The 6,607-nt window shown below is 60.2% G+C and carries 4 protein-coding genes; 2 read left to right on the top strand and 2 right to left on the bottom strand.

Annotated elements, in window-relative coordinates:
- Together NMG70_RS27150 and NMG70_RS27145 are read right to left on the bottom strand one after the other, a co-directional pair.
- Positions 1-780 (bottom strand): alpha/beta hydrolase (locus NMG70_RS27150; protein ID WP_254027349.1); only part of this gene is annotated, 780 nt, incomplete at its 3' end.
- 1,151 nt (positions 781-1,931) lie between these two features.
- Positions 1,932-2,633: an alpha/beta fold hydrolase gene (locus tag NMG70_RS27145; protein WP_254027348.1), complete on the bottom strand. Its 702-nt coding sequence runs from the start codon at positions 2,631-2,633 to the stop codon at positions 1,932-1,934.
- Between the two features lie 187 nt (positions 2,634-2,820).
- On the opposite strand from NMG70_RS27145, the gene NMG70_RS27140 reads away from it, so the two are divergent.
- Positions 2,821-4,380 carry a winged helix-turn-helix domain-containing tetratricopeptide repeat protein gene (locus tag NMG70_RS27140; protein ID WP_254027347.1) on the top strand — a complete coding sequence of 520 codons (1,560 nt, stop codon included), beginning with the start codon at positions 2,821-2,823 and terminating at the stop codon, positions 4,378-4,380.
- A 780-nt stretch (positions 4,381-5,160) separates the two neighbouring features.
- Positions 5,161-6,444: an adenylate/guanylate cyclase domain-containing protein gene (locus tag NMG70_RS27135; RefSeq protein WP_254027346.1), complete on the top strand. Its 1,284-nt coding sequence runs from the start codon at positions 5,161-5,163 to the stop codon at positions 6,442-6,444.
- The last annotated feature ends 163 nt before the right edge of the window (positions 6,445-6,607 follow it).

Genomic DNA, 6,607 nt, shown 5'->3' with positions numbered 1-6,607 from the left:
CCGGCCGTGGCTACCGGCCGCCGCGGCTAAGCGATTCGCGAACCCAGCCTCGCCTCCGGACACAGATTGCCCGCCCAGGCGCTGTGCCAGCAAACGGATAATCTCAGGGCTGCCGGCAAAGGCATTGTGGCCCAGCGAATCTCCCGACGCTATTGCGCTGGTGTCGATAACCGCAACTCCGAGTTCACCAAGAACCGCCGTATATGGCGTGAGATCGGTACCGCCGACACGCGAAATTCCACCAGATAGCCAGCGGGAGACCTCTAGAGCCTTGTCCCGCGTCGACGTGAAGATTGTGAAACGCGGCTTATTTGGCCCCATCTCGACAAATTGACGGCGAAACACGTCGATGTCGATATCCGGAGACGCCAAGACGACATTCCTGACCTTGGCCGGGATCGACTTTTTGCGCATGGCGACACCGCGTAACGCCTCCGCGGCAAGCCACGTCCCCATCGAATGAGCGAGAATGGTGACGTCGTCGACGTCGGGACTCATGGAGGCCTGGAGGATCAAGTCCTCCAACGCCCGGCGCGAGTAATTGGCGCTCTCCTTGTCATAGAGATAGTCGAAGACCCTAGCCCGCGATGGCCAAGCGAAGAGAATAGGCGCTGCGTCGGTTCCCGAGTCGTGGACGATCTGAGCGAAACGAAACACGGCGTCGGCATATGAGTTGTTGTAGCCGTGCACGAAAATGACCACCTGTCGCTTTGCGTTTCGGTTCTTGCGGAACCAATCGAAGACCTGCCTTTCCGTTGCGACCTTGTCGACCCCGACCATGGCAAACTCCCGATCGGGATCAGGGGGAAGGCGTGAAGGCCACTGGATCTGACCGATCTTTCGGTTTCGATCCGGAGGTATGGTGACAGTGACGCTGTCCAACGAGATCGCCGTTCCGCGCTCGCCTGAATAAAGTCGGCCGGCGTCCTTTGACGGCTTGCGCGTTGTGGCGACCAGTAGGTTAACCCGAGTGGCCTCGGTCGCGGCGACTACGGGAGGTTGGAGCACGTTCTCCGCTCGGGTCGCGCAGCCGTTTGCGAACAAGCAAATCGTCAGTAAAATCGCAAGCACCAAGCGAGAGCTTCTTCGGTCCCCCGACTGACATCGACAGGCACAGGCTGGCATTGTTGGATCCGTCCTATTCTGTAAGTGCTCCAACGCGGTGCTCATCACCGAGAAACGACCCGCCCCGATACACTGGAAGGAGCGGTCGTCGGCACGCCAGCGCACACTATCGTCAAAACGACTATTTAGTCAATATGAACTTGTGTTCTAAAATGGCTGCAAACCGTACAAATTTCCCGCAGTACGAGAACTACGGAGGTCCCCAGACCCGGAGGGAGCGCCAACAGGAGCATTGAGGGCAGCGCATCGTGAGCTTCGGAGCGTGCAGCTCCTAGTCAAATGTTGCCTTGCGTGCGGTCGATGCCCCTTTGACGATACGTGCCGCCGCGACATTCTCGATCAGGCGCTCGAAACCATCCCATTCGCACGCCTTTTGCCGCACAAATCGACCAAAGAGCTTTCCAGCGTTGAAATAGCTGCGCTATGTGTGGCGGCACGCAATCCGACGGATGAACAGGAGCAGAAATAGACGGTAGAGACGGGCACAGATCGCTTCCCCTGCCCTTGGATCGTGTTCAGGCGACAACATTCAATCTGAATACGGCGGGCATAGCGGAGCTCAAGTGGCCCACTTTAGATAGACGTTGGTCATAAGTCATTGATATTGAACGACTTTGGTGGGCCCCGAGGACGTATTAAGATTGTTGATTTCATTGGCTTTTTCGTGCGCCAGAATCAGAAATTTTCCCGTATCGCTCCGTATGCTTCTGCGCTTGGTTAGACTGGTCAGCCGGAGACGATACGTTCAGAGCGAGAAAAAAGGGACTGGGCGCCGCCGAGCGCCCAGGCAGCCCATCATGGCCGGTTCACTTCCTGCCGACATCGGCGGCCGCCTGCTTGATGAGATTGGCGACAGCAGCAGGATCGGAGACGTAGACGGCGTGGCTGCCGGGCACTTCCACGGTGGTTGCCTTGGCGCGGCTGGCCATCTGGCGCTGCGCCGGCGGAGGGATCATCTTGTCGTCGGTGGCGACAAGATACCAGCTGGGCTTTGCCTTCCAGGCCGGAGCGGTGATCTTGCCTTCGAGTGCCGCCACACCCCACGGCACCTGCGAATCCGCCATGAAGGAGGCGAGCGAGGGACGGACATCGGCGGCGAACGCGGCGGCGAACTTTTCCTTGTCGAGCATCAGGAAGCCGTCGACGGGCGGCAGGATCGGCGGCACCGGCGCTCCGGGCGGCGGGTTGGCGATCAGGCTCGAGACCGACTCGCCGGCATCCGGCGCGAAGGCCGCGATATAGACGACGGCCGCGACCTTGGGATCGGTGCCGGCTTCCGACACCACGACGCCGCCATAGGAGTGACCGACCAGGATGACCTTGCCCGGAGCGGCGGCGATGGCGCGTTTGGTGACGGCGACATCGTCGGCGAGCGAGGCGGTCGGGTTCTGGACGATGGTGACGTCATAGCCGTCCTTCTTGAGGATCTGGTAGACGCCGTCCCAGCCGGAGCCATCGACGAAGCCGCCATGCACGAGGACGACGGACTTTGCTGCAGTGTTCGACATGTGAGTTCTCCTTTTCAGAACGTTGGTTGAAGCGTTTGTTGCAGGAGGACTATGCGGCAGGGCTGAGGAAAGCGCTTTGAGGCGGCCTTCAGGGCTTCTTGATTTTGCATTGAGATCGCTTTGATTTTGCGTCCAAGACGCGGCTACAGTGTTGGCATAACTGCCGCGCGGTCTGGAGCGATTGATTTTGCCATATCATTTTGAGGAGTTTGCTCTGGACGGCGATCGGCGCGAACTGCGTCGCGGCAACGACCTGGTCTCCGTCGAGCCGCAGGTGTTCGACCTGTTGCAATACCTGATCCGCAATCGCGAGCGGGTGGTGAGCAAGGACGATCTGGTCGATGCTGTCTGGCAGGGGCGCATCATTTCTGACGCCACGCTCGCCAGCCGCATCAATGCCGCCCGCAATGCGCTTGGCGACAGCGGCGAGGAGCAACGCCTCATCCGCACCATCCTGCGCAGGGGCTTTCGCTTTGTCGGCACTGTCCGCGAGGAGGTCCAGATGTCGGAAGCAGGGGCGATCGCCTCGATGGAGCAACCGAAGCCTGGCTCTGGCATTCCCGCCCGTCCATCGATCGCGGTGCTGCCCTTCGTGAATCTGAGCGGCGATCCGGATCAGGACTATTTTGCCGATGGCATGGTCGAGGACATCATTACCGGGCTGTCGCGGATCCGGTGGCTCTTCGTCATCGCGCGAAATTCCTCCTTCACCTACAAGGGCCGCGCGGTCGACGTGAAGCAGGTCGGGCGCGAGCTCGGCGTGCGCTACGTTCTGGAGGGCAGCGTGCGCAAGGTGGAAACCCGTGTGCGCATCGCCGGCCAGCTTATCGACGCCGAGGACGGCAGCCATCTGTGGGCCGAACGCTACGACCGCGACCTGACCGACGTGTTCGCGCTGCAGGACGAGATCACCGTCAGCGTGGTCGCGGCAATAGAGCCCAATTTGCGCCGGGCCGAGATCGAACGCGTCCGGCGCCGGCGCCCCGACAGTCTCGATGCTTATGATCTTCTGCTTCGTGCGCTGTCCGATGTCTACACCTTCATGCCGCAGGGGGCGTCCAAGTGTCTGCCCCTGCTCGACCAGGCTTTAGCCATCGAGCCGACCTATGCCCTTGCCCACGGCTTTGCCGCCTGGGCGCATCAGACGCTGTTCATACGCGGCGGCATGCAAGCGGAGCACCGCGAGAAGGCGGCCCGCCATGCCCATGCGGCGATCGAGCACGGTTCGGGCGACGCGATGGCTCTCGCTCTGGCCGGGTTCACCATCGGCCTGGTGGAGCATGACCGCAGGCTGGCCGACGAGGCGTTCGCGGCAGCCCTGGCGCTCAGCGCATCCTGCGCCTTCGTCTATGCCTTAGGCTGCGTGCCGGTGGCCTATGGCGGCGACGCGGCGCGGGCGATCGACTGGGGCGAGCAGGCGATGCGGCTAAGCCCCCTCGACACGATGAGCTGCGTGCCGCAAGGCATCATCGGCTTCGGCAATTTCCTGTCCGGCCGACACGAGCAAGCCGTCATAGCAGGCCGGCGGGCGGTGGAACTGAACCCCGGCTTCAGCATCCTGCACGGATGGCTGGCGGCACCGCTAGCCAGGCTCGGGCAGCTCGACGAGGCAAAAGCCTCGGCTGGGCGGCTGCTCTCGCTCGACCCGCACTTCACCATCGGGCGCTGGTCCGCTGCCGTAGGAATTGCGCCTGATATCATCGATGACGTCACCGACGCCATGCGTATGGCAGGTTTGCCGGCATAGCCATAGCCGGTAAAGGGGCGCATGCCTAAACAGCGCACTTCGGTCGCCTCCTTGACGAAAGAAAGAGCCTCGCGGCGACCCTGCGCAAGTCCATCGCGACGAGACAATTCCGATTGGATGTCTGGAACGGTTCCGGTTTCGCAGGGCGCTGCGCGGCGGTCGGTGGAGTTGCGCCGCCACGCCATGCAAGCCGTGCGGAGGCCGGTACTACTATGGATCACAAACCTCACCATGGGAGTGTAGCGGACCTTTCGACTGCGGAAGGAGGGGTTCGAGTCCAAAACGCAAGAGCAAAGCGACTCGAAAAACAAAACAAAATCAACAGCTCAATATTTTGGTGGGCCCGGATGACGTATTCAAATCTTTGATTTCGTTGGCACTTTTTCGTGGGCCAAAATCAGAAGGCTTCCCGTATCGTTCCGTATGGTTCCGCGACTGCTGCAAAATCGAATTTCGGCTCCTATGTCTCCTTAGCGCCGCCATGACTAGCCATTCGGGCGCGTTTCGAACGACTAAAATGGGGCCGTTACCAGACTTGCGGCTTCGAGGCTCGGAATGTCAGAAGCGGACCTTCAGGCGGGCTGCGTGCATCGACGTGAACTGACCCGGACCGGACGTCGGCGATGGTCAAGACGGAGGTCGGCAAGGAGTGTGGTGCGCGGTCATTTGCAGAGAGTCAGCATGGGTCGCTAGCCTCAATTCCTAAGTTTGATATGCTCCAAGCTGCGCATCTAAGCACACATGGGCTAGGCTGCCCAGAATTCTGACCGAGGCGCTGCGATGCTATACTCAACGCCTGCCAACGAGGCGGAGCGGCTTGTTGCGGTTCGAGCGCTCAATATCCTCGATACCGCGCCGGAGATCGCTTATGACGACATTGGCGAACTGGCTGCGCAGATTTGCCATTGCCCCGTAGCCTATGTCAGCTTAATGGACGACGACCGCCTCTGGCTAAAGGCCAAGTACGGTCTTCCGCCGAACTTTAACCAGTGTCCGCGCGAAATCGCATTCTGCGCAACGACTGTTTGCGGCACCGAGATGGTCGTAGCGCCCGATCTGCTCATGGATGCCCGATTCAATCAAATCCCCTTTGTTACGGGCGAACCGCACTTCAAGTTCTATTGCGGCATTCCGCTTGTGACCGAAGCAGGTTATGCGTTGGGGACACTTTGCGTGATGGATTTCGTGCCGCGTCAGCTGACCTTTGAACAGGGTGAGGCACTACGCCGCCTTTCGCGCCAGGTGCTGGCCCAATTGGAGTTGCGCCGCAAACTCATCGAGTTCGACCAAGCATTGAAAGAGCTGGATCACGCGCATGTGGACTTGGTCGCCGAGAAGGCGCGTACCGAAGAGCTGCTCATCAACATCCTTCCAGTGTCGATTGCCGAAGAGCTCAAGAAGAGCGGCAAGGTGCAGCCGAAATATGAGCCTTCGGCGACGATCCTATTTGCGGACTTCAAGGGCTTTACTCTACTGGCCGAACGCATGGAGCCGGCCGCGCTCATCGGGCTCCTGGACCAGTATTTCACAGCTTTTGATGAGATCGTAATGCGCCATGGGCTGGAAAAGCTCAAGACGATCGGCGATGCTTATATGGCCGTTGCCGGCGTGCCTACGGCCAATCGCCTGCACCCAATCGATACTTGCCTCGCGGCGCTGGAAATTCACGCGGTCACGGCGCGCATGAAGGCGCAGCGCGAGAAGATGCGGTTGCCGGCACTGGAGTTGCGTGTCGGGATCCATACTGGGCCGGTCATATCGGGAGTCGTCGGCCGGCGGAAGTTCACCTTCGATATCTGGGGCGATGCGGTGAACACGGCGGCGCTCATGGAAGCGAATGGTGCTCCCGGACGGATCAATGTTTCGGAAACCGTGGCGGGAAATGTCAAAACGCTATTCGAACTGGAGCCGCGAGGCGTCATTGAGACCAAGCATGGGCGCAGGCTCGACATGTTCTTCCTTAACCGCCTGAAGCCGGAGTATTCGCGCGATGCGGATGGCCGCATGCCAAGCGAAAAATTTGTCACTGAATGCAACCGACTGCTCAGCGGCTTTCCCGGCTAGGAAGAGAACAACCGAATGAGCCGTTGGCAGAGTACGCCATCAAAAAGAGCTATTGGCGCGCTCGAGGCGACGTGCGCATCGGCGAAAGCGTCAAAGAACCGGCTGGTTGGGATCTAACCTTTGGCTGCGATGCGCCGATGGGGCGCAATGTTCGACATTAGAA

Source organism: Mesorhizobium ventifaucium, assembly GCF_935822925.1.
Lineage (GTDB): Bacteria > Pseudomonadota > Alphaproteobacteria > Rhizobiales > Rhizobiaceae > Mesorhizobium > Mesorhizobium ventifaucium.
This window is presented reverse-complemented; position numbering and strand designations above follow the sequence as displayed.